This window comes from Candidatus Bartonella washoeensis Sb944nv (assembly GCF_000278135.1).
GTDB classification, from domain to species: Bacteria; Pseudomonadota; Alphaproteobacteria; order Rhizobiales; family Rhizobiaceae; genus Bartonella; species Bartonella washoeensis.
Map to the genome: position 1 here is coordinate 55,814 of NZ_JH725024.1, position 22,520 is coordinate 78,333.

The following is a 22,520-nucleotide window of genomic DNA, read 5'->3' on the forward strand; positions in this document are numbered from 1 at the left end:
TTGATCAAACTCTTTAATCCTAAAAGATAAAATACTCTTTTTCAGCATGTAATTTTTGTATCATCCTAAGAAATTATAAAAGCTCATAATAATTTAAGCAAAAATATAGTTTTCTTATTGTCAAAAATGGAAATTAAACTACGTCTGTACAACAAAACACTCCTATCTCAAAGCCCTTTCGATATGACTGATCAATGCCATTATTAAAAACGCAATCAAAATTATCGTTATACAATTGAATTTTAATGGCTCAAATTGTAAACAACTTTAAATAGAAAAATAAATATAAGCATTAACAGGGGATACTCAATGAAAAATAAAACAGCTTTAGCACCACATGATACAAGAAAGCGTATTTTTGCTATCATAGCCAGTGCATCGGGAAATCTAGTAGAATGGTATGATTTTTATGTTTACTCATTTACGTCGATTTATTTTGCATCACAATTCTTCCCTTCAGATGATGATACCATTACACAACTGTTAAAAACCGCAGGAATCTTTTTTATTGGCTTTCTTATGCGCCCAATTGGAGCATCGCTCTTCGGCTTCATTGCCGATCGTTATGGACGTAAATGCTCAATGCTTATTTCTGTTTTTATGATGTGTTGTGGCTCATTCCTCATTGCCATACTCCCCACCTACAAAATTTTGGGAATAACAGCAGTATTTCTTCTGCTTTTAATCCGTATGTTTCAAGGACTTTCAGTTGGCGGTGAATATGGTACAACAGCAACTTATATGAGTGAAGTCGCTTTCAAAAATCGTCGCGGACTCTTTGCCTCCTTCCAATATGCTACAACAATCACAGGTCAACTTCTTGCCAGCTTTATTATATTCATTTTAGCGCTTTACCTCACTGAAGATCAGTTAAAAGCATGGGGCTGGCGTATTCCCTTTGTGATCGGTGGTTTAGGAGCAATAATTGCAATTTATCTGCGTCGTTCGCTTCATGAAACAACCACTAAAGAAAGCCGCTCTAAACAAAACGCTGGTAGTATTAGAGAGCTTTTACACAACCACAAAAAAGCTTTCTTTTTGGTTGTTGGCTTTACAGCAGGAGGATCGCTCACATTTTATACATACACCACTTATATGCAAAAATATCTCATCACAACCACTGGATTCGATAAACACACTGCAACAATGATAATGACTGCTGCACTTTTTATTTTTGTGTTACTCCAACCGCTCTTTGGTTCTCTAGCAGACAAAATTGGAGCAAGGGCTTCACTCATCAGTTGGAGTATCTTATCCATTATTTGCACAATTCCTGTGCTTAAAATGATTGGGAATACCAACAATGCATGGGTTGCACTATTAATTATTATCGGCATGCTCTGTGTTATGAGTCTTTATACATCTATCGCTGGTATCATAAAAGCAGAACTGTTCCCTGCTTCAATCCGAGCAATCGGAGTTGGATTTTCTTTTGCTATTGGTAATGCACTATTCGGCGGTTCTGCTGAATATGTAGCGCTTGGATTGAAAAATATTGGATATGAAACTGTGTTCTCTTTTTACATAGTTGGTATGATGATCATTGCACTCATCTCAATTCTTTTGATGCCGGATATAGACAAAGAGGGATATCTTAAAAATGATGAAATCCATTAAAAATTATACACACAATAAAAAAAGCCCAAGAAATTGGGCTTTTTTGTAATAAATGTATAAAAATTCAATAAAAGGAGCAAATACTATGCTCCTTTGCAAAGTAAAGAATATGTATATAAAAATCTGTCTTATTTAGAATTTATCAAATATTTTAAATTGCTTAGCGACTAAATAATTAAAAGTTATACAATTTTCCTGCACTCTCCAAACATCCTATCGGCAACTTTTAAAATGGCTATTTTAGCACTCTTTTTACAAACATTTATCCCACTTAAAGCTATTTTTCAATGCACTCTTTCCCTTTAGATTCGATGTGATTAGCTTTTAGCCTACTACAACAATAAAGTCATCAAAAGGCACAAATTTATAACCCAAACAAACCTTCAATAACTTTTATAAGAAATTATCGTGATACAATTGAATTCTTATAACGCAAATTGTAAACAGTTTTAAATAGAAAAATAAAATAGATCTAAAAGGGGAACATTTTATGAAAAACGAAACAAATTTAATACAACATGATACAAGAAAACGTATTTTTTCTATTATATCCAGTGCATCAGGGAATCTGGTAGAGTGGTATGATTTTTACGTTTACTCATTTGCATCGATTTACTTTGCACCACAATTTTTCCCTTCAGATGGCGATGTTGTTACCCAATTTTTAAAAACTGCAGGCATCTTTTTTATTGGTTTTCTTATGCGCCCAATTGGAAGCTGGCTCTTTGGCTTTATTGCGGATCGCTATGGACGCAAACGCTCAATGCTCATATCTATTCTTATGATGTGTGGAGGCTCTTTTTTCATTGCCATACTTCCTACTTATGAAACTTTAGGGAGAACTGCAGCAATTCTTCTGCTCCTAATCCGAATGATGCAGGGACTTTCAGCGGGGGGGGAATATGGTACAGCTGCAACTTATATAAGCGAGATTTCCCTTAAAAATCACCGTGGTCTCTTTGCTTCTTTCCAATCTGGCACGCTTATTACTGGTCAACTTTTAGCCAGTTTTATTATATTTATTTTGGCACTTTATCTAACGGAAGACCAATTAAGAACATGGGGCTGGCGTATTCCTTTTGCTATTGGTGGATTAGCAGCAGCAGTCGCACTTTATCTACGTCGTTCTCTCCATGAAACAACCACTGAAGTAAGCCGCTCTCAAAAACAAACTGGAAGTCTTAGAGAGCTTCTAAGCAAACATACAAAAGCCTTCTTTGTGATTGCTATCTTCGCCTCTGGAGGATCTCTCACATTTTACACCTGTACGACTTATATGCAGAAATATCTCATCACAACTACTGGCTTTGATAAACATACAGCTACAACTGTGATGACTGCCGCGCTGTTTATTTTCATATTACTCCAACCCGTATTTGGTATCCTAGCCGATAAAATTGGCACAAAAAATTTACTTGTCCTTTGGAGTGTACTCTCTACTCTCTTTACGATTCCTGGACTTCTCATAATCGGTCACACACATAATACATGGATTGCGCTGTCAACCCTTATTGGAATACTTTGTATTATGAGCATGTATACATCCATCTCTGGTGTCGTAAAATCAGCTATGTTTCCTTCTTCAGTACGAGCACTAGGAGTTGGTCTCTCTCATGCTGTTGGTAATGCATTATTTGGTGGTTCTGCCGAATACGTAGCACTTGGATTAAAAAATATGGGACATGAATCTCTCTTCTATTTTTACGTAACCGGCGTAATGATCATTGCATTCATTGCCACCCTTTTTATACCGGATATGAGTAAAGGGGGATATCTCCAAAACAATGAAACCCATTAAACTTTTTACAAAAAAATAAAAAAGCCCAATAAACTGGGCTTTTTTGCAATTATCGAATAAAAATTGAATTTTAAAATTGTTTAAATTTTATCAAGTGCGTCTAATTGTTTGGCGACCAAATAATAAAAAGTCATACGGCTTTTTCTATGATCTCCAGACATCATTTCGGCAACTTTTGAAACAGCGGCTTTAGCACTCTGCTCACCAGCAGCTAATACATCTCGAATCCATTTTTCAACACGCTCTAATTCTTTTGGATCTGATGTAGCAACAAGTGATGCATCCTGCTTTTTCATCACCAAAGCTAAACGATGATGAAGCCTTTCTATTGCAGCTTCATCGGGATTTGGATCATATAATTTAATATCTTCTAGATCATTTGTCATTCTGCAACATCTCCTCTCCCAAAATTAGCGACTGTATTTTACAACCGCATTATCTATTTTATAAATAACTAGAGGATTAAAAATATTAACAAGCCCCCTTTTACAAAGACTGTTTTTCAACTATATTTAAAAGGCTGGCTTGCCAGCTATGGTAATAAATGGACAATGAAATAAACTCATTGGACCCGGGGGCGGTACCCGGCGCCTCCACCAAAATATAATGGATGGAAATTATATTTTGGTGGGGGCGAAATAGGATCGACAAGGGCGTAAAGATTGCTCTTTTACTCGGCATAGTACCACCGTTATCGGACTAAATGAGTAGTTGCAAATGACAACTATGCGGAAGCAAGTCTCGCTGCTTAATGCAGTGCGAATGTTTCAAACTAAGCCTTAAACCGTCGCAGGTTTAAGCGGGGTTCGAAGGCACCTGGCAACAGAAGCCTTCACTTTTTTAAGTATTATTGATTGATCTTTCAGAAACTATTTGTGATAAAATTTCGTGTTTTTCTCAATTAATAAGATGCATTGTAAAAAAAATATTGCTACCTTAGAGAAACATTTCATTACACAATATCATTTATGCCATCCACTGTATGAAATAAAAGGAATAAACTTCGATGGTTCAAGATCAAATCCGTTACGATATTCTCGTTCAGGATGCGCTCCGTGGAGTTATCCGTAAGGTTTTATCGGAAGTTTCCAAAGCAGGACTTCCAGGTAATCACCATTTTTTTATTACTTTTTTGACAAATGCGCCAGGAGTAAAAATTTCTACTCGACTTAAAAACCGTTATCCAGAACAAATGACAATCGTATTACAACATCAATTTAGAGATTTAAGTGTATCAGAAACTGCTTTTGAAGTAACATTGTCTTTTAGGGAAATTAGCGAAAGATTAGTAATTCCTTTCACGTCTATCCAAGTATTTTATGATCCTATAGCAACATTTGAAGCAGCATTTGACTTACCTCCAAATCTTAACCCTGAAGAGAGTAAGAAATTTAAAAATACCTCGTCTGCACCTGTCATTCTATCGGACGAACAAAAAAAAGAAAACATGTTAAATAAAGACCAAAATCTTAAAACAAATAAAGAACCTTCAAACAATGATGCCAAACAAAGTGCTGATGTTGTTTCCTTAGATTCTTTCCGAAAAAAATAATTTGCTCATGACTAAACTGATTAACCTTCGCCAATTTCGAAAACAAAAAAAGCGTGCGGAACAAGCTGTTCATGCAGAAGAAAATCGTTATCGTTTTGGACGAACAAAAGTTGAAAAACTTTTTGAACAAAAAGAAGCCCTAAAGGTTCAAGAATTTCTTGATCAAAATCGTTTATCTAACGGTGAATAAGAGTAAAAAAGAATGCAAAGAGATGATTTGATTGATTGGTCAACAGTAATTACTCGGAAAATATCTGTTCGAATTGATGGGCATTCGACAAGCGTATCTTTAGAACAACCATTCCTAGACATACTCAAAACTCTAGCACGCAAAAAAGGACAATCTTTAGCCTTCATTATCACTGATATTGACAGTAAAAGACCACAGAAAGTGAATCTTTCGGCTTCGTTACGTATTTATGCACTCCAAAGCGTTCTCAGCCAACGTCTTTAATATTTATTTTTACGATCTCTGCTTTCTTATTCAACCGAAAGTGTAGCTTTTCTGAGAAAAGATTTTTTAGATCTAGCACTTAAATGAAAAAAATACTACACAAAAGGTACAATGAATAATTTTTCTGATGACATACCATTTTTCGAAGATGCGCCCCCTCCCCAAAAGCATGAAAACAATCCTGGGTTAGTTGCTCATATTGTGAAGTTTGATGCTAACTATTTAGAAAAACTCAACCCCGAACAACGACAGGCTGTCATGAATACACAAGGGCCTCTTTTAGTTCTTGCGGGGGCTGGCACTGGAAAAACGCGTGTTTTGACTACCCGCATTTCTCACATTTTGCGCTCAGGGCTTGCTTCCCCTAAGCAAATACTCGCTGTAACTTTCACTAACAAAGCAGCGCGTGAAATGAAAACGCGTATTGGTGAACTGATTGGTGAAATTGTTGAAGGCATGCCCTGGCTTGGAACCTTTCATTCTACCGGTGCGAAAATTCTGCGCCGCCATGCAGAGCTTGTTGGTTTAAAAAGCAACTTTACAATTCTTGATAGCGATGATGTACTTCGTCTTTTAAAACAGCTTATTCAAGCTGAAGGCTTAGACGATAAGCGTTGGCCTGCACGAAGCCTTGCCATAATGATTGATTCTTGGAAAAATCAAGGACTTTTACCAGAGCGCATTTCAGAAAGTGAGGCCCATTCCTTTGGTAATGGTATGGGACGCATGCTGTATCACAGCTATCAGGATAGATTAAAAAGCCTTAATGCCTGTGATTTCGGCGATCTCCTGCTTCATTCTATCTCTATCTTTCAACATAATCCAGATATTCTTTGCAAATATCATTCTCAATTTCGCTATATTCTCGTAGATGAATATCAAGATACGAATACAGCACAATATCTTTGGCTTCGCCTTTTGGCGCAGCAACCAAAAGGCCAACATGTCAATCTTTGTTGTGTTGGGGATGATGACCAATCCATCTACGGATGGCGTGGCGCTAAAGTTGATAACATATTACGTTTTGAGAAAGATTTTCCTCCTGCAAAAATTATTCGTTTAGAGCGCAATTATCGCTCAACATCACATATTCTCAAAACAGCTTCTCATCTTATTTCTCATAATCAAGAAAGACTTGGAAAAGCACTTTTTTCTGATCAAACAAACAACGAAGAAGAAAAAGTAAAAATTCATGCAGCATGGGACTCGCAAGAGGAGGCACGCGCCATCGGAGAAGAAATTGAACAATTGCAAAAAGCCGGTTATTCATTAAATCATATAGCTATATTGGTACGAGCATCATTCCAGATGCGTGAATTTGAAGACCGCTTGGTAACACTTGGTCTTAATTACCGTGTCATTGGTGGTCCACGCTTTTATGAACGAATGGAAATACGTGATGCCATGGCTTATTTACGCGTTGTTGTCCAACCAGCCGATGATTTAGCCTTTGAACGTATTATCAACACACCTAAACGTGGTTTAGGAGATGCAACCCTACGCACTCTTTATGAAAGTGCACGTGCACGCTCTATTCCTCTTTTTGCTGCTGCCACTGAAATAATTGAAACCGATGAGATAAAACCAAAAACACGCAGTGCTCTACGAAACATTGTAGAAAATTTCCGCCGCTGGCAAAATATGCTGCAATACATCCCCCATAGAGAGCTTGCCGAAACAATCCTTGATGATTCAGGTTACACAGCTATGTGGCTAGAAGATCGCTCCCCAGAAGCACCAACGCGACTAGAAAATCTCAAAGAAATGATCCGCTCTATGGAACAATTTGAAAGTCTTCACAGCTTTTTAGAACATGTTGCACTGGTTATGGACACTGAAAACAATAAAAATACCGATGCCGTCAACATCATGACCCTTCATTCAGCCAAAGGGCTTGAATTTGAAACAGTTTTTCTTCCTGGCTGGGAAGAAGGGCTTTTTCCCCATCAACGTTCATTGGATGAAGGAGGACGTTCAGGTTTAGAAGAAGAACGTAGGCTAGCTTACGTAGGACTAACAAGAGCAAAAAAACATCTGCATATATGGTTTGTATCTAATCGAAAAATTCATGGATTTTGGCAATCTACACTTCCCTCGCGTTTTCTGAATGAATTGCCAGAAGAACATATAGAAGTAGTAGAAATAGAAACCTCTTATGGTGGTTATGGAAAATCGCACTTTAAATATCAAAATCCCTTTTATAACGATTATTCAAAATCAGGGTGGAAACGTGCACAAAAAAACATTGAAGGAAAAGTCATTGCCCAATCAGTCTCTGAAACACCCTCAAATTTTTCAATCAATGATCGGATTTTTCATATAAAATTTGGTTATGGTCATATTTCAGCAATAGACGGCCATAAATTAACTATTGTGTTTGAGAAAGCTGGAGAAAAGCGTGTGCTCGATAATTTTGTGAGCAAAGCTTAGTATAAAAAACAATGAAACCACATCCCCAAACAAAAAATCATTTTATTTTAAATGCTCTTTCCATTTGCCAATAAAAACCTCGATTGGAAGGTTTTGCATATCAGGCAATGCCTTGTAAATTTTGTCAAGCGGCCAATTCCACCAAGCCATCTCTAAAAGACACTGAATCACAGTATCGGAAAAACGCATCCGTAACCGCTTTGCAGGAACACCAGCAACAACCGTATAAGGCAAAACATCTTTCGTTATAACAGCGTTCGCACCAATGATAGCGCCATGTCCAATTTCCACTCCAGGCATAATAACCGCACCGTGTCCAATCCATACATCATGCCCTATGATAACACGTTTTGCACAACGCCTTTCGCGAAAAGCACTATCTAATGCCATATAATGAAAATATTCATTAGAACGATTGTTATTTTATGCGTTGAAAGTCGTTCCATGGGATGCTCTAGCGCATCCACACACACATGAGATGCGATAGAACAAAAACGCCCAATATCGCTGTAAATAGCTTTACTGTTACGCTCAAAATAAGAAAAATCTCCAACCGTTACATCATGCAAAACGACCCGCTCATTAATTTCCATATAGCGTCCTAATTTACAACCATGCAACCGTGCCGTCGTATAAACACAACACATTGATTTATAATGATAAATCATCGTTTTTTAACTTGTATCATACCCCCGAATATTGTAAGATTCTCTCATCTCAAATCATTTCATTTTGAATCAATCAAAACCATCTCCTTGCACATCACAAGTGGGATTATCGTGTGGATAAAAAACCATTTAGAAAGGAGTAAAAATGCCTCTTATGAATCGTCTTAATGCAAGAGCTGTCGCAACATTGGGGGCTGGCAAATATAATGATGGTGCCAGCTTGCTCCTTCATAAGCTTAAAGATGGTGGTGCTCAATGGATTTATCATTATACCATACACGGGCGGCGTTGTGAGATAGGCTTGGGTGCTAAGAAATTTCTCTTTTTAAAAAAGCCCGTGAATTGACAACTCAATGGCGTTCTGTTCTTCGTGAGGGGCGTGACCCCATTAAAGAACGTGAAAAACAAAAGCGTGAGGCAATGCGTAACCTCCACTACTTAAAAGACATTGCTGTGGATGCTTTTGAAAGTCGTAAAGCTGAATTAAAAAATGATGGTAAAGATGGTGTATGGTTTTTACCTTTAAAACTTCATATTCTCCCCCAATTAGGCTGTCTACCGATTTCAGAGATTACACAAACCGATATACGCAATACCCTTGCCCCCATTTTGCATACAAAAGCTGCAACAGCTAACACAGCACTGATACGTCTCAATCTCTGTCTCAAACATGCTGCTGCATTGGGATTGGATGTTGATTTACAAGCAACAGAAAAAGCAAAAGCCCTCTTAGGGAAACAACGCCATAAAACGCAAAACAGACCAGCAATGGATTGGAAAGATATACCAGCTTTTTATCAAACACTTTGCAAAACACCAACCATGACACAACTAGCTTTACGTCTGCTTATTCTTACAGGTGTTCGTACAAATCCTTTGCGTCATATTAATAAAGATCAGATTGATGGGAATATATGGACCATCCCTGCTGAGAATATGAAAGGAAGGCATGATACCACAACAGAATTTCGCGTGCCTTTATCATCAGAGGCATTGGAAATTTTGAAACAAGCGCGCCTTCTTTCTCGCAATGATTTCTTTTTTAATGCATGTCAAACTACATGAAAAGAATTGGACTTGATACCTACCCTCATGGATTTCGGTCTAGTTTACGCGATTGGCTAGCAGAAACAACCGATGCCCCTTTTGAGGTAGCAGAAACCATTCTAGGTCATAAGACCAGTGGTAAAGTAGAGCGTGCCTACCGTCGTACTGACTATCTAGAACAACGCCGTGTTTTTATGGATAAATGGACGGCTTATGTCACGGGGCAAAACAATAAAAACTGTGAATAACTATGACGCTGCTTTTTATTGTATACATAATGAATAATATAAATCACAAATTATTGCTTATTATGAAGACAGCAACACAATATATTGTTTTTTTTTACGAAAGAATCGCATGTTTTCACTGGAAATGTTTGCTACAAATTGCTATTTATAGATCGTTATCGAACAGTGATTCGATAATTTTAAAATAAACTAAAAGATTAGGGATATCATGAACAAAAAGAAACACTTCTCACAACTCGTGAGAGTGCAAAACTACTAAGTATAAGCACCACGACACTTTGGAGGCGTGTCGCTGATGGAACGGTACCTAAACCTTTAAATATTGGTGCCTTATCCCGTTGGTTAGCATCAGACCTTCATAATGTAATTGAGAAGGCTAAAAATCAACGTGGCAACAACACCCCCTAAAAAACAACTTTGTCTATAGGACAGACAAAACTATTTCGATTGTAGCAAATCCTAAAATAACAGAATCTATCCTGTAATGCAAGTACAGGATGATATTTTATGCATTGTACAAATGCTCAAAGCATTGCTTATGCATTGCGTGGTGTGTGGCATGGGGCTTATAGACTAGCCCGTTGCCCTGCTCATGATGATAGGTCGCCTAGTTTAACTATTTCTAATGGAAATGATAGGCGTCTCTTACTTCATTGTTATGCTGGTTGCTCTTTTAGAGAGATCATACAAGCTCTCAAAAATATTGGTCTTATTGATACACAAGCATGTTTTGATAAAGCTTACACGCATAACTTTTCTCTCTCAAAACAGGTTTGTTGTGAAGATAACAAGGCAAAACAGAAAGCAGAAAAAGCACAAAAGATTTGGAAACAAAGTCAACCGATTCAAGATACCCTAGCAGAGCTTTATTTACGCAAGCGGAGCATCACTTGTGACTTGCCTCCTAATTTACGTTTTCATAACAAATGCCCCCATCCCTCTGGGAAAAACATCCCCGCGTTGGTTGCCCTTGTTGAGGGTGGTAGCTCCTTTGCAATCCATAGAACCTTTTTACAAGACAATGGCTGCAAAACAGAGCAGTTAACAGCAAAAGCCATGCTGGGGTCTGTTAAGGGCGGTGCTGTGTATTTATGTCAAGCCAATCACCAACATCTGGTCATTTGTGAGGGAATAGAAACAGGTCTTTCTCTGCTGTCTGGTCTGTTATCAAAGCCTGTTACTTTATGGGCATCTCTTTCAACCACTGGCATAATGCATGTCAATTTACCCAAATGCAAAGCCCGTCTCACTGTAGCGATGGATGGAGATGATGCGAGTCGTAAAGCAGTTGCCCTCGCAGAACATGCTTATAGCCACGGCTTCAAAGTCTTTATCATGCAAGCTCCCGAAGGAGTTGATTACAATAATTGTTTACTAAATTTTAAGGAGAAAAAATGATAGAACATAATCCATCTGATTTAGCCAATAACAATGGAAATGTTCCTTTAAATAATAATGATAACAATAACGACGATGTCTCTTTAAAGAGCCATGATTGCTTAAAAGCCATTCCTTATGAAGTGGCATTGCAACAAATTGGTTGGGGGGAAATACAACCGATTAATAGCGCTCTTTTATCGGTTGAGCCTTTTCATGCTACCCAAGTTCCATTGGTATTGGGAAGTTATATTTATGATATTGCTGACCGTCAACAATCCTCTCTTGATTTTGTTGCTGTGTCTGCCGTCTGTGCTTTAGCTTCCGTGATTGGCAATGGCGTGCGCATCGCTCCAAAACAGCATGATGATTGGTTCATTGTCCCTAATCTATGGGGGGTTATTATTGGAGAACCTTCTGCACGAAAAACACCTGCTATGCAAGCGGCTCTCGCTCCTCTCTATAACTTACAAAATGAATGGCATAAAAATTGTCAACACCAGAATAAACAAGCAAAAGTGAATGAAGCTTTTGAGACCTTGCATAAAAAAAGAAGGAAATAAAAAAGCAGCAAAAGCTTTTAAAAACGATGATTATGATGCAACCCGTGTCTTTTTAGCAGAGCTCATTGAAAATGAGGAAGAAAGCAACCAAAACGATACAAAGCAGCGTCTTATTGTCAATGATGCAACGGTAGAAAAGCTAGGAGAATTACTCAAAGAAAACCCGCGCGGATTATTATTGGTCCGTGATGAACTTTCTGGTTTTTTAGCAAATCTAGAACGAAAGGCGTATCAAACAGACCGTGGTTTTTATTTGCAATCTTTCAATAGTGATCAACCCTATACCCATGACCATATTGGGCGTGAAACAATCCATGTTGAAAATACAACGCTTTCTATGATTGGAGGCATCCAACCTGCACGAATTACCCCTCTTATTCGGGCACTCCATTCTGGAAAAGGAGATGATGGTTTAATCCAACGTTTTCAAATGATAGTGTGGCCCGATGATACAAAAAAATGTAAATGGGTTGATAGAGACCCTTTAAAAGATGCCTATAAGAACTATGAAGAGGTTTTTCGTTCTTTTCGGGATATAAACCCTTGGGATCACCTAAACACCCGATTGTGATGCGTTTTTCTCCCGATGCACAAGAACTCTTTCGTGAATGGTGGGAAAATCTTCATAAAGAAGTAAGAGAGGATAATCTCTCCCCATCCTTACAATCATATCTTTTAAAAATGCCTAAAACCATAGCAAGTCTTGCCTTAATCTTCGAACTTGTTTGATGGAAAGCGTTTTGAAGTAGATTACCCTTATCTTTCCATGGCATTGCGTTGGTCAAAATATCTGTTAAGCCATGCAAAACGTCTTTATGCTGCTGGGGATACCTTAAACAGCAGAGCGTGCAAAATTGATTGTAGAGCGCTGTGATAGCTTACCTGATCTCTTTACGTTACGCGATATTCACCAACGTGATTGGGCTCGTTTAAAAGACAAGGGAGCAGTCAAGAAAGCTTTGGTATTTTTATGCCATACAAACCACATTCGTGAAATCACTGAAGATAGTAACCAAAAAGGCGGTCGTCCTACCATACGCTATGAGTGACATCCTTTGGTAAAAAATCAGAGGACATCACAATGAAGCAATCTGAACTTTTATCAAGATTTTATTTTCCAATATCTCCCCTCAAAACCTATAGTAAAAAGTGTAAAAAACTCCTTTACACCAGCACTTAAATTTTATTGGGTAATTCAATATAACTTATTGGTAAAAAGCATTATTTTCTGTTTTTGTACTTCTTATAGATTTTTTTGTACAAGTGATAATAGATGTATAGAGCATACAAACAACTTTTCTTATAGGTTATGAGGATTATTTTTGATATTTATAAAAATTGCATATTTCAACTCTTAAAAGCACATATTCGAGTTGTCTTAATTAACACAAAAATGAATAGCAAATTTCACTACTTTGCTGTTTATAACTGCATCTTGTAAAATTTTTTTGGCGCGATTTATGGCTTTTCGGGCAGTTTTCCCCCATTTCACACTCGATATTTATTCTAAATGTATTTAATAAGCTCCATTTGGATTCTTTTGATGATCATTGATCAACACCATCAGGCAATGGAGTTTACTGCATAATGCTTCAATCTCATAAATCTGATAACAAATAATCCTCTTTACGCTCTCTCCTACAATCCTATCGGCAACAGGCAACTTCAAATGCACAGTATCCCTCGCATCCCTTGCGTAAAGAGTGCTATAGGTTTTTGGACGTTTGTTTTACAGCAGGGCGTGAATTAGGCAATTTGCACGTCAATTATGAAACTGTAGAGCCTTATCCTGTTACCTTTAAAAAAGGAAATCCAAAACTTACAGATATCCCTAATCCTGAGAAATTCTATTATGTTACAGAAATGAAATTTTCTGGGAATAATAAGTAAAAGGATAAATCTATTGTTATTTATAACAGCAATATCACAATGACAGATATACCTAAGGAAGCTTATAACTATATCGTCAATGATAGACCCGTTTTTGAATGGGTTATGGAACGTCAATACGTAAAGACTGATAAAAAAGTGACATTGTTAATAATGTCAATTGCTATGCTGTTGAGACCATTGGTAACCCTGCTTATCCATTGGAATTGTTTCAAAGGGTTTATTACCGTAAGTTTAGAAATAATGAAGATTGTTAAGAACCTCCCAAAATTGGAAATAAGAGAAACTGAATAGACTTAAGAAAGCATGCTCACATTTCACATGATGGATATGCACATCTTACAAGGGGTATAGACATATAACTGTAATCTATACCTCTCTTGTTAAGTTGATTATGTACAATCTTAAAAGGAACCATTTACCATGCGCTATTCTAAAAAAGAGGCTTTGCACTTTTAGACACTCTCATTTGGATTGCTTTAAGACTTTTAAGAACCCTCATCTTAACGAACGCTGTTTAGACTCTTTGCATGCCAGAGTATCATCTAATTACCTGTTTTTATAGGATTGTGCAAAAAGAAGGAAACGTTTGTAACGCGTCATTGTTTTGTAATCAAAAAATTCTGGCACATACAACTGAGGTATAGACTCAAAATTCTTTAAAGCTTCTATATCACAAAGCAAAGCCTTTGCAACAAGAGAATGACCGGCAGCTTCTTCACGTAATTTTGTTCAATATCTTATGCTTTCGTCAAAACTATTACCTTATTTAAAACTTCCTCAATATAGCTTTCAGAAAGATCTTGGGCTTTAATATCAAAGTCCTCTTTTGTAGAAATGAGTGTATTTTTATATTGCGATTTTTCGCCATTATCATATGCCCAACTAAAACAATAAGCAGCAGTAGTGAGATTAACAGATAACCGAAACTTTCCCCCATCCTCCCCATAATCTACAATATCATAAAGGATATGCACAATACGATCGGGGAGATAATAATAAGCAAACGTATCACTCACTTCATCGCGATGAGCCTCCCAGCGGCGTTTTTTAAATTTTTGTTGCGTCTTTGGTTTGCATCGTCATCCCTCAGCATATTCCGTAATTTTTTTACAAAGAAATTCATAAAAATTACTAGCGTAATATTCGGACTTCTCATCCGCAAACATGACATAGAGTGGGCATTCACTATCCCGAAACTGAGTATAATCAAAGTAAAAGGTCTCACCAAAATCAGTTGTGTTGATAACAAGCTGTTTGGGAATCGTAAAGCCATCTCTTCTATCGATCAAATTCCGGTAAACAATATCACCAGCAGGAATACCAGCACAGATTTCATAAATACTGAATATTTCTTCACCTCCAATTTCTCCTCCTCCATAATTTTTTAAAAAATTCTTATAGGAAGAGGTAAATTGTAAATCGAGAATATCCTCAGCTGTTTTAATCCGTACATCATCAGGTGCATTATCTTTAGTTCCCAAATTAATAACATGACTATGCATATCAATATATTGCGCAACATCTAATAAAGTATAACTTTTCATAAATTTTTCTCCATAAGTCACAGTGTGTTTTGGCTAATAATTAGTGTTTCTACTGATCAATATTTCTCTACTATAGCCAATGGAATTAGGAATATTGATAAAATCATAAGGGATAATTTTTTGAAGGAGCTCTTTTCTCATCTGTATCTATAAAATCATCTCGCATTTACAATAGATGTAATTAAAGGGAATGATCATTAAAGCTTAGAGAGCGCCTTTTCCTAGTATTACTTCAATATTTGCAATAATTACTTTTTCTTTTTTCCTGCTTAAGAGTCTTTTTTTGAAATCCAACAAATAACTTTTCTGATAAAGTTTATCTTTGGCTTCGTATGAGCAACCACACCCTTGCCTCGATAAAATGAGTAGAGAACCTCAACGATAGGACTATCTTGTTCTTGTGTTATATGATGTAACATAACAGGCCTATTATCGACTCCAATAGGGGCTCTACCTGATTTCATTCTTTCCACATTTGTACCTGCTACTATCTGTCCTTGTTCTTTCCAAGAAGAAACTGCTTCAGGATCAAATAGTTCATCTCCCTGATAAACTTTTCTACCTTTAAATTCCACAGGCTCAGCTGCCCCCATATTTTTTTTCTTTATCCATTTCATGATTTATAAGCCCCTATGATTTTTTCAAAATAATCAATCTATTCTTTGTACTAAATAGACTTAAATAAACTCTCCTTCCAAGAGCCAGGTTATTCCTCGCTAGAAAGCTCTGAGTGATTATCAAAACCCTTTACGACATGTTCGATTAAAGCATAACTCACTTGCTTCACCTTTGCTACTTCTTGAGCTAAAGCTAATGCACGTTCAAGATGGGTTTGACTGATGCTGTCGTCAAAATCTAGAGGCTCACCTGCCGCAAAGCTTTTCTGATAAGAGTACAAGGTTTCGACATCACCCAATAAGGCAAGAGCGCCAAGATGAAGTAAAGCATAATCCTTATTGTCTGCTTTAGATGTTGCATCCTTTTCCCAAGGAGCAGTGCCGTAATCAGAGCGAAGTCTTTTAGAAAGGCCAATATCTTTGACTGACCATTCTAGCGCATCATCAAGCGCCTGTGTTAAACGATCCGCAGTGACTTCTGGTTCAAAGATTTCTAATCCCTTTGCTTCAAAATTAAGCTGTATATCTGGAATATCTTCCGTGTGGGTAGGATCAATAAATTTGCAAGCAGAAGCCAAAATGCCCGTGCTAATTAAAAAGGCACTATCAAATTGAGGGTAATCTTTGGCAACTTCGTCGTTGTAAAGTATTTGTACCTCACGATCAGCCAATTGATAGCTTGCCATATGGTCATTCTCATTGATTTTCTCAGTTGACCAGCCTAGGCTTTTTAAAAGTGCATGAACACTTTCCATGGTGAGACGGTCATCATTGTCATCTGCTTCATCTACTTCCTCTGCCATTTCAACAGAAGTTGTTTTAGAAGCAACAGATGCTGTTTGCGAATCCAAACTCAAAATCGGTGCATTTTTGGGAAAACCTGCTCGATAACCCCGTGCAAGAGTGAGGAGATTATCAATTCTATATTTTGAGATTTCTTCCACAAAACCTAAAGGATTTCCCTTTCTAAAATTCTCCTTATAAGATTTGAGCTTTTCAACATCCCCAATCAAAACAAGCGCAATAAGGTGACGCGCTACAAGATCAAGTTCACTGTCTGGGGGAAAAGCTACATAATCATAGATGATTTGATTGACATTTTGTTGATCAGCCCATTCAAGAACATTCGCACTGATCTGTTTCAGCTTGCCTTCATCCAATTCAGTACTAGAAACTGTATAAACTTCTTCTGCTTCTTTGAGAGCTATATATTTAGGCATATTATAGAAAATCTCTCTATAAGCCGTAGAAAAACTAAGTGTTGAAAAGGAAGCCTTAAATGCAACAATCAGCTCCTCTTCATCACTTTGAAGGTTATACATTATATTGATGATACGGTCTTTACTTACAAAATAAGCATTGCGATTGTAGTTTTTATCACGATAAACTGTCCAACCCATTTCTTTTAATTGCTCTGTAACTTTATTGAAAGTAATCAAAACTTGTGGACTAAGATGTGCTTCTGCTGCCTCTTGCTCTTTCAAAATCATCAGATGCTTTTCAGAAAATTCAACAGCGTGATTAACATATCCCTCCAGTTCTTCATCAAGATTTTGCAAATGCTCAGGAATCTTATCCTCTGCGATAGAATCTTGATAGGATTTGAGGACATCAATTTGACCTGTCAATGCTAAACAAGCCAAATGCCAAATCACAGCTGGATAATAGCTATATTTTTGGATAAGCGTTTTGCTTTCTATTGATGCTTGTAAATCTTGGGCACGTGCCCATTGTATTATCCGCTCAGAGATTTTTGTCAATTCTTGCTCATTCAATATCTCTACATAAACATCAATTCCTTTATCAACCCCACGAAAATTCTTTCCTCCAATCGTATTAAAAGATCGATAAATATCCGTAGGTCGTACAAGATTACGTTGTCCACAAAAATGAATATACAAGCAAGCCAAAGAAATCTCTTCATTAGATATTTCAGCTTCGAGATGAACATTATACTGATCATAGAGATGTACAAAGCCAAAATCTAACTTAATAAAACGATCCGGCAAAACCAACCACATTTTCCCAAGCTCTGTGGAAAACCACCCTTGAATTTTAAAAATGCGAGTTGCTGCTGTAAGACTCATCGACCACTGTTTAGGTTTTTTACACGCTAAAGTGTCATCTAACTCCCCGTTTTTATAAGCTTGCGCAAAAAGAATGAGGCGCTCAATCCACCCTATTGTTTTGTAATCTGCAAATTCTGGTACATGTAATTGGGGTGTAAACTTAGAACTTTTTAAAGCGTCAATATCACCAAGTAATGCTTCTGCAACAGCAGAATGATTGGCTGCTTTTTCACGTAATTTTTGTTCTATATCTTGTGCTTTCGCCCAAGCGATAACCCTATTTAAAGATTCCTTAATATGGTTTTCTGAGAGATCTGAAGCTGTAACATCGAAATCCTCTTTCGCAGAAAACAGCGTATCTTCATACTTATCCTGTGATACTTCACCACTAGCATATTCCCAAGCAAGGCAATAAGCAGCAGTGGTAAGATTAGCCGATAGCCGAAACTTTCCCCCATCCTCTCCATAATCTACAACATCATAACTAATGCCTACAATGCGATCGGGAAGATGATAATGCGCAAACATACTACCATCTTCAGCACGATAAGGTTCCCAGCCAAGCGTTTTTAAAATCTCTGTCACGTCTTTAGTTCGCATCGCTATTCACTTTCATTCAAAAAGTCCTGGATAATGAAAAACGTTAACGTCAGTTTTGTCTAACTTATTATTCAATTGTTCTTTAATCCATTTTCTATTCTCATTTTCCAATTCTTTCTTACTTCCTTTAAAATCTTTGAAATCTTTTTGATATTTTTCTAAAAACTCTTTGTTATCTTTAAGAAATTCCGTAAATTTGCCTTTTGTGGGCTCTGCATTTCCGTTTTTATGTGCTTCTTTCAAAATCTTTTGTTGTTCACTTAATTTAGCATTCTTCCCCGTTTTTACCTCGCCAATTTTTATTTTACCATTCTCTATATAAACAATATCCGCACGAGATTTTACTACCCCCTTATCCGTCTTAGTTTTGAATACCATTTCTGTCTTACATGTTTTACATCCTTCATCCTTTAATTCTTGTTTTTTTTCATCACGCTTTTTGTCATGATGCTTCCTGACTTGTCCAAGTATGTTACCCGTTCCATCATTATTGTTTTGTGGTTCTTTATTGTTTCCGTTTTTTTTCTTATTTTTACTTTCCTTCTGAAAATCTTTATTTTTTTCTTCTTGTGCGTTTTTGTTTATTTTTTTCGCTGTCTTCTTCTGCATTTTTCGATGCAAACAAATAGCCAAGGAAATCTGTTATAGCCATCCCATTGCTAGAGGATCCAACAACAGTTGCTCCACCAGCCATAAAAAGAGACAGAGCTGCCAACTCTTCTGGTGTAAGCAACACAATGAATGCTGCTAATGCTGCTACCGCAGGAAGAAAATTATTCTCCGCAGCATTTCCAGCGGCATCCACGCCAGTATTGACATCACCACCAGCAAGGGCAGCGGCAAGACCTCCAGCAACCCGTGCGACATCAATGACATGATCGCTAAAGTCAGCAAACTGTGCTTCAATCTTTGCATTTATACGTGCTTGTTCTTCTGGAGTGGGTGTGCGACCATTTAGATCCCCCATTTCCTCTTTCACGATGCTTTGCATCCACAGTTTAAACTGCAGCATAGCTGTGGCTTCGCCCACAGCCCCGCCGATAGCACCGGCAGAACAAGCGCCGCTCGCAACAGCACCTTTTAAGCAGCCAAGACCAGCATGGGCAACGATTTGTGTGACCGTGTCTATTTTGCCATCCGCCTTAGCAGTGCCAATTTCTTCCGCTAACGCCTTGCCGATGGTCCCTGAAAGAGCGGTGCGCAGGTTTGTAATAAAATTCTTGTCAAGAGAGCCACCCTCAAAAGCCGTTTGAACCTCAGCGCCAATGGCGGCTTTGATCAGGTTCTTTTCTGCTTCACGAGCGATACGATCGACAAAAGGAGCGGTTTTGGGAAAAGATTGTCCAACACCAGCCATTTCCGTTATTTGGCTGGTCAAACCTGCTGTTACCATCGAGGAGACAATGCTGAGAACAGTCTTGGAAGAACCAAGCTCATAAAAAACAAAGCTGCCATAAAAAAGAAAGCTATTTTAGATTAGCCTTAATTCTTTTGCATAAAAATTCATAAAAATTACTTGCGTAATAATGATGTTCGCTAGGTAAAAAATTAAAATAGAGTGGGCATTCACCATCTCAAAACTAAGAAATATTTAAAAAAAGGTCTCACCCAAATCTGTTCTACACACAACGAGCTATTATGGTTTTGCTAAGCTTTTTTTCTATATTTTCAGTTTTTGTAAACAAAATTACCACCATAAACAGTTTCAAAGTCTGTATTATAAACGCTCCGTATTTTCTCTATCAATTGCCCCTCCCCCATAGTTTTTTCCAAAAACTCTTGTAAAAAGGTATAGGTTGCAGACTGGGAGCTTTTTCAATCTTTTCAATCGGTTGATCACCATCAGGTATCTCAACTCCCACGCTTTCTTTAATTCTTTTGCAAAGGAATTCATAAAAATTACTAGCGTAATATTCACAATCTTCAGATGGAAGCATAACATAGATTGGGCATTCACCATCCCTAAACTGCGTATAATCAAAATAAAAGGTTTCACCAAAATCAGTACTACTCACGAAAAGCTGTTCTGCTGTCACAAAACCACGTTTTCTATCATTTAAGTTCTGAAAAACAAGTATCAAAAGGTATATCTTCTCCACACTCCTTATAAAGCTTATAGATCTCATAACCAGCAATATCTCCCCCTTTATAATGTTTTTAAAAAGCTTTATAGGAAGATGTGAATTGCAATCCGATAATTTCCTTAGCTTTTTCAATCACGAGATCATCAACCTCCTTATCTTTGCTAGCAAAATTAACAATATCACCTTCATATTTATCAACTAATTGTATAACATCATCTAAAGTGTAGGTTTTCATAAATGATCCCCCAGAAGTGATTATTCATTATAGACCACTGCTCATGCCCGCAAACAATAGTGTTTTTACTTTTGATAACAAGAGAAACATGGTGGCTTAGCATTCCACTTTGTAAATAAAGCTGCCATACGAAGGACATCATTCTGTACGAGCTGTAATTCTTTTGCATAAAAATTCATAAAAATTACTTGCATAATACTGTGGATCTCTAGGTGGAAATTTAAGATAGAGCGGACATTCGCCATCCCGAAACTGAGAATAATCAAAATAAAATGTCTCACCAAAATCAGTTCTGCTAACAACAAGCTGTTGCGGCTTTGCAAAGCCTTTTTTTCTATAGTTTAAGTTTTTGTAAACAATATCATTACTACGAACAATCTCAAAGTTTGTATCATAAACGCTACATATTTCCTCACAACCAATTTCTCCTCCTCTATAATTTTTCAAAAAATTCTTATAAGAAGATGTAAATTGCAGACCGAGAGTTTTTTCAGCTTTTTCAATCAATATATCATCAGGCGCATCCTCTGCAGTACCGAAATTTATGATATCACTATATTTATCAATTAGTTGTGCTACATCAGCTAATGTGTAAGTTTTCATAGTTTTTTCTCCATAAATTGTTGTTGTTTTAGCTTCATCTTTTCTTCTATGGCCTTAGCACGTTCCTTCCAATATTTGGGTCTCCACCTATCAAAAATGTCTCTATCGATACCTGATCCCATTGTGTTGGGATTAATATGAATAACAGAGTGATGTTCGTTATGAAACTCATTTGTAACTTCTGCTAAGGGACCATTATGCGTTTGCAGCATGTGGTGCAATTCAACAGGTTCATTATCAAAACCAATGGGTGCTCTTCCTGCCTTCATTCTTTCAATATTTGTACCTTTTACTTCTTTGCCGTTTACTGTCCAAGTAACAATCTGGTTAGGATCAAAAAGATCATCTCTCTGATAGACTTTGTTTTTCTGAGTAATTTTTTCTCCCTTGTAAGTCATTTCAAACTCAGCCTCAATGGGATCTGTTGACCAGAATTTTCTTTCCTGCCCCAAATATTGAGTTGCAACAACTTCATCGCTCATCTTTCCTAGCGATTGAGCAACTTCCTTTCCTGCTTTTGTAACTTCTGCTTCAGTCTTAGCAGCGAATTTGATCAGATCTTTTTCTATAAGCTTGCCTACAAGCTTTGTGCCTCCCTCGGCTAATCCACCACCAATAAATAAACTAGCCACTTCTCCTAGTGGTTTACCTGTCATTTGGCCGAATTCAAAACCAGCACCGAGTGCTCCATCCCCTCCCTCTTTATCCATTGTTTCCGTTATGTGATTTATATGCCCGACAAAGGAATCACTAACACCTCCCCAAAATTGACCAAAACTCCCGTAGACATCATCAATCACATGTCCACTCGTGGCCCAAGAGATTGCCGTTCCAACGCCTTTAACAGCCGTTTTACCGCTCTCAATTGGATTACTAGCTATTGCTAACCCTAGTGCCACAACGCCGTGAACTACCTCATATATTCCTTGTCCAGCACCGACAATTGCACCAGCCGTCGCAGATGACGCAAAAATCCTATCTTGCTCTTCATCAATCTCATGCCATTTTTCGTTAACATCTCTTCGACACCACTTATCAGAACATTCCTCTAACTCTTTCTTCTTCTGAGCTTGTTGAGCGCTGCTGAGGTAGTTGTTTTCCGCAGCATTTCCAGCGGCATC

At 37.5% G+C, this 22,520-nt stretch carries 20 protein-coding genes, 1 other RNA gene and 6 pseudogenes; 15 read left to right on the plus strand and 12 right to left on the minus strand.

The window, feature by feature from the left end; translation table 11 throughout:
• Positions 1–309: 309 nt before the first annotated feature.
• Both MCQ_RS04905 and MCQ_RS04910 read left to right on the plus strand, forming a co-directional pair.
• The gene (locus MCQ_RS04905; RefSeq protein WP_006923907.1) at positions 310–1,617 is read left to right on the plus strand and encodes an MFS family transporter; all 1,308 of its coding nucleotides are present in this window, start codon (positions 310–312) and stop codon (positions 1,615–1,617) included.
• 490 nt (positions 1,618–2,107) lie between these two features.
• Entirely contained in the window at positions 2,108–3,415 is a 1,308-nt protein-coding gene (locus tag MCQ_RS04910; RefSeq protein ID WP_006923908.1) for an MFS family transporter, read from the plus strand.
• 80 nt (positions 3,416–3,495) lie between these two features.
• On the opposite strand, the gene MCQ_RS04915 is transcribed toward MCQ_RS04910, so the two are convergent.
• Positions 3,496–3,801 (minus strand): DUF2853 family protein, encoded by a 306-nt coding sequence (locus tag MCQ_RS04915; RefSeq protein ID WP_006923909.1) that lies wholly within the window; start codon positions 3,799–3,801, stop codon positions 3,496–3,498.
• Positions 3,802–3,895: 94 nt separating this feature from the next.
• Between MCQ_RS04915 and ssrA the strand changes: the two genes are divergently transcribed.
• The 5 genes from ssrA to MCQ_RS04935 all read left to right on the plus strand — a co-directional run bounded on the left by ssrA (position 3,896) and on the right by MCQ_RS04935 (position 7,851).
• Positions 3,896–4,252, plus strand: a transfer-messenger RNA (tmRNA) gene (gene ssrA / locus MCQ_RS08815).
• A 169-nt stretch (positions 4,253–4,421) separates the two neighbouring features.
• Complete coding sequence (locus MCQ_RS04920) at positions 4,422–4,967, plus strand: SspB family protein (protein WP_006923910.1); 546 nt, start codon at positions 4,422–4,424, stop codon at positions 4,965–4,967.
• 7 nt (positions 4,968–4,974) lie between these two features.
• A complete protein-coding gene (locus MCQ_RS04925; RefSeq protein WP_006923911.1) occupies positions 4,975–5,157 on the plus strand; it encodes a DUF4169 family protein in 183 nt (60 codons plus the stop codon).
• A gap of 12 nt (positions 5,158–5,169) precedes the next feature.
• Positions 5,170–5,421: a ribbon-helix-helix domain-containing protein gene (locus MCQ_RS04930; protein WP_006923912.1), complete on the plus strand. Its 252-nt coding sequence runs from the start codon at positions 5,170–5,172 to the stop codon at positions 5,419–5,421.
• 111 nt (positions 5,422–5,532) lie between these two features.
• The gene (locus tag MCQ_RS04935) at positions 5,533–7,851 is read left to right on the plus strand and encodes an ATP-dependent helicase (RefSeq protein WP_006923913.1); all 2,319 of its coding nucleotides are present in this window, start codon (positions 5,533–5,535) and stop codon (positions 7,849–7,851) included.
• Between the two features lie 125 nt (positions 7,852–7,976).
• Here MCQ_RS04935 and MCQ_RS09925 read toward each other — a convergent pair.
• Together MCQ_RS09925 and MCQ_RS09930 are read right to left on the minus strand one after the other, a co-directional pair.
• Positions 7,977–8,193 (minus strand): annotated as a pseudogene (locus MCQ_RS09925) (CatB-related O-acetyltransferase); the annotation flags it as partial.
• A gap of 38 nt (positions 8,194–8,231) precedes the next feature.
• Complete coding sequence (locus MCQ_RS09930; RefSeq protein ID WP_081489773.1) at positions 8,232–8,519, minus strand: LbetaH domain-containing protein; 288 nt, start codon at positions 8,517–8,519, stop codon at positions 8,232–8,234.
• A 145-nt stretch (positions 8,520–8,664) separates the two neighbouring features.
• On the opposite strand from MCQ_RS09930, the pseudogene MCQ_RS04950 reads away from it, so the two are divergent.
• From MCQ_RS04950 to MCQ_RS04975, 8 genes and pseudogenes are all read left to right on the plus strand, one after another.
• Positions 8,665–9,814, plus strand: a pseudogene (locus MCQ_RS04950) (tyrosine-type recombinase/integrase).
• 219 nt (positions 9,815–10,033) lie between these two features.
• A pseudogene (locus MCQ_RS09610) lies at positions 10,034–10,222 on the plus strand (helix-turn-helix transcriptional regulator); the annotation flags it as partial.
• Positions 10,223–10,321: 99 nt separating this feature from the next.
• Entirely contained in the window at positions 10,322–11,212 is an 891-nt protein-coding gene (locus MCQ_RS04955; RefSeq protein WP_006923919.1) for a DUF7146 domain-containing protein, read from the plus strand.
• Positions 11,209–11,754, plus strand: a complete 546-nt coding sequence (locus MCQ_RS09845; protein WP_006923920.1) for a DUF3987 domain-containing protein — start codon at positions 11,209–11,211, stop codon at positions 11,752–11,754. Before MCQ_RS04955 ends, MCQ_RS09845 begins: the two co-directional genes overlap by 4 nt.
• A complete protein-coding gene (locus MCQ_RS09850) occupies positions 11,714–12,325 on the plus strand; it encodes a DUF3987 domain-containing protein (RefSeq protein WP_006923921.1) in 612 nt (203 codons plus the stop codon). The genes MCQ_RS09845 and MCQ_RS09850 overlap by 41 nt, the downstream gene beginning before the upstream one ends.
• Positions 12,325–12,483, plus strand: a complete 159-nt coding sequence (locus MCQ_RS09855) for a DUF3987 domain-containing protein (RefSeq protein ID WP_006923922.1) — start codon at positions 12,325–12,327, stop codon at positions 12,481–12,483. Before MCQ_RS09850 ends, MCQ_RS09855 begins: the two co-directional genes overlap by 1 nt.
• A gap of 125 nt (positions 12,484–12,608) precedes the next feature.
• Positions 12,609–12,803 (plus strand): hypothetical protein, encoded by a 195-nt coding sequence (locus tag MCQ_RS09860; protein ID WP_006923923.1) that lies wholly within the window; start codon positions 12,609–12,611, stop codon positions 12,801–12,803.
• A gap of 629 nt (positions 12,804–13,432) precedes the next feature.
• Positions 13,433–13,938, plus strand: a pseudogene (locus MCQ_RS04975) (type ISP restriction/modification enzyme); the annotation flags it as partial.
• A gap of 446 nt (positions 13,939–14,384) precedes the next feature.
• Here the strand turns inward: MCQ_RS04975 and MCQ_RS04980 are convergent.
• The 9 genes and pseudogenes from MCQ_RS04980 to MCQ_RS09630 all read right to left on the minus strand — a co-directional run.
• Complete coding sequence (locus tag MCQ_RS04980) at positions 14,385–14,663, minus strand: hypothetical protein (protein WP_006923925.1); 279 nt, start codon at positions 14,661–14,663, stop codon at positions 14,385–14,387.
• A 63-nt stretch (positions 14,664–14,726) separates the two neighbouring features.
• The gene (locus MCQ_RS04985; RefSeq protein WP_006923926.1) at positions 14,727–15,191 is read right to left on the minus strand and encodes an SMI1/KNR4 family protein; all 465 of its coding nucleotides are present in this window, start codon (positions 15,189–15,191) and stop codon (positions 14,727–14,729) included.
• 269 nt (positions 15,192–15,460) lie between these two features.
• The gene (locus MCQ_RS04990; protein WP_006923928.1) at positions 15,461–15,808 is read right to left on the minus strand and encodes an HNH/ENDO VII family nuclease; all 348 of its coding nucleotides are present in this window, start codon (positions 15,806–15,808) and stop codon (positions 15,461–15,463) included.
• 89 nt (positions 15,809–15,897) lie between these two features.
• Positions 15,898–18,477, minus strand: a complete 2,580-nt coding sequence (locus tag MCQ_RS04995) for a DUF6990 domain-containing protein (protein ID WP_006923930.1) — start codon at positions 18,475–18,477, stop codon at positions 15,898–15,900.
• A 12-nt stretch (positions 18,478–18,489) separates the two neighbouring features.
• Positions 18,490–19,086 carry a hypothetical protein gene (locus tag MCQ_RS09620; RefSeq protein WP_006923932.1) on the minus strand — a complete coding sequence of 199 codons (597 nt, stop codon included), beginning with the start codon at positions 19,084–19,086 and terminating at the stop codon, positions 18,490–18,492.
• A gap of 157 nt (positions 19,087–19,243) precedes the next feature.
• Positions 19,244–19,915 (minus strand): annotated as a pseudogene (locus MCQ_RS09625) (DUF637 domain-containing protein); the annotation flags it as partial.
• A gap of 304 nt (positions 19,916–20,219) precedes the next feature.
• A pseudogene (locus MCQ_RS05010) lies at positions 20,220–20,796 on the minus strand (SMI1/KNR4 family protein).
• A gap of 138 nt (positions 20,797–20,934) precedes the next feature.
• Positions 20,935–21,399 (minus strand): SMI1/KNR4 family protein, encoded by a 465-nt coding sequence (locus MCQ_RS05015; protein ID WP_006923936.1) that lies wholly within the window; start codon positions 21,397–21,399, stop codon positions 20,935–20,937.
• On the minus strand, positions 21,396–22,520 hold a 1,125-nt coding region (locus MCQ_RS09630; RefSeq protein WP_006923937.1), incomplete at its 5' end, for an HNH/ENDO VII family nuclease. The genes MCQ_RS05015 and MCQ_RS09630, both read right to left, overlap by 4 nt.

Excerpts from the sequence above, each read along its gene's own strand:
- MCQ_RS04905 (WP_006923907.1), top strand. The coding sequence starts at position 310 with ATGAAAAATAAAACAGCTTTAGCACCACATGATACAAGAAAGCGTATT.
- MCQ_RS04910 (WP_006923908.1), top strand. The coding sequence starts at position 2,108 with ATGAAAAACGAAACAAATTTAATACAACATGATACAAGAAAACGTATT.
- MCQ_RS04915 (WP_006923909.1), bottom strand. The coding sequence starts at position 3,801 with ATGACAAATGATCTAGAAGATATTAAATTATATGATCCAAATCCCGAT.
- MCQ_RS04920 (WP_006923910.1), top strand. The coding sequence starts at position 4,422 with ATGGTTCAAGATCAAATCCGTTACGATATTCTCGTTCAGGATGCGCTC.
- MCQ_RS04925 (WP_006923911.1), top strand. The coding sequence starts at position 4,975 with ATGACTAAACTGATTAACCTTCGCCAATTTCGAAAACAAAAAAAGCGT.
- MCQ_RS04930 (WP_006923912.1), top strand. The coding sequence starts at position 5,170 with ATGCAAAGAGATGATTTGATTGATTGGTCAACAGTAATTACTCGGAAA.
- MCQ_RS04935 (WP_006923913.1), top strand. The coding sequence starts at position 5,533 with ATGAATAATTTTTCTGATGACATACCATTTTTCGAAGATGCGCCCCCT.
- MCQ_RS09930 (WP_081489773.1), bottom strand. The coding sequence starts at position 8,519 with ATGATTTATCATTATAAATCAATGTGTTGTGTTTATACGACGGCACGG.
- MCQ_RS04955 (WP_006923919.1), top strand. The coding sequence starts at position 10,322 with ATGCATTGTACAAATGCTCAAAGCATTGCTTATGCATTGCGTGGTGTG.
- MCQ_RS09845 (WP_006923920.1), top strand. The coding sequence starts at position 11,209 with ATGATAGAACATAATCCATCTGATTTAGCCAATAACAATGGAAATGTT.
- MCQ_RS09850 (WP_006923921.1), top strand. The coding sequence starts at position 11,714 with ATGAAGCTTTTGAGACCTTGCATAAAAAAAGAAGGAAATAAAAAAGCA.
- MCQ_RS09855 (WP_006923922.1), top strand. The coding sequence starts at position 12,325 with ATGCGTTTTTCTCCCGATGCACAAGAACTCTTTCGTGAATGGTGGGAA.
- MCQ_RS04985 (WP_006923926.1), bottom strand. The coding sequence starts at position 15,191 with ATGAAAAGTTATACTTTATTAGATGTTGCGCAATATATTGATATGCAT.
- MCQ_RS04990 (WP_006923928.1), bottom strand. The coding sequence starts at position 15,808 with ATGAAATGGATAAAGAAAAAAAATATGGGGGCAGCTGAGCCTGTGGAA.
- MCQ_RS04995 (WP_006923930.1), bottom strand. The coding sequence starts at position 18,477 with ATGCGAACTAAAGACGTGACAGAGATTTTAAAAACGCTTGGCTGGGAA.
- MCQ_RS09620 (WP_006923932.1), bottom strand. The coding sequence starts at position 19,086 with ATGCAGAAGAAGACAGCGAAAAAAATAAACAAAAACGCACAAGAAGAA.
- MCQ_RS05015 (WP_006923936.1), bottom strand. The coding sequence starts at position 21,399 with ATGAAAACTTACACATTAGCTGATGTAGCACAACTAATTGATAAATAT.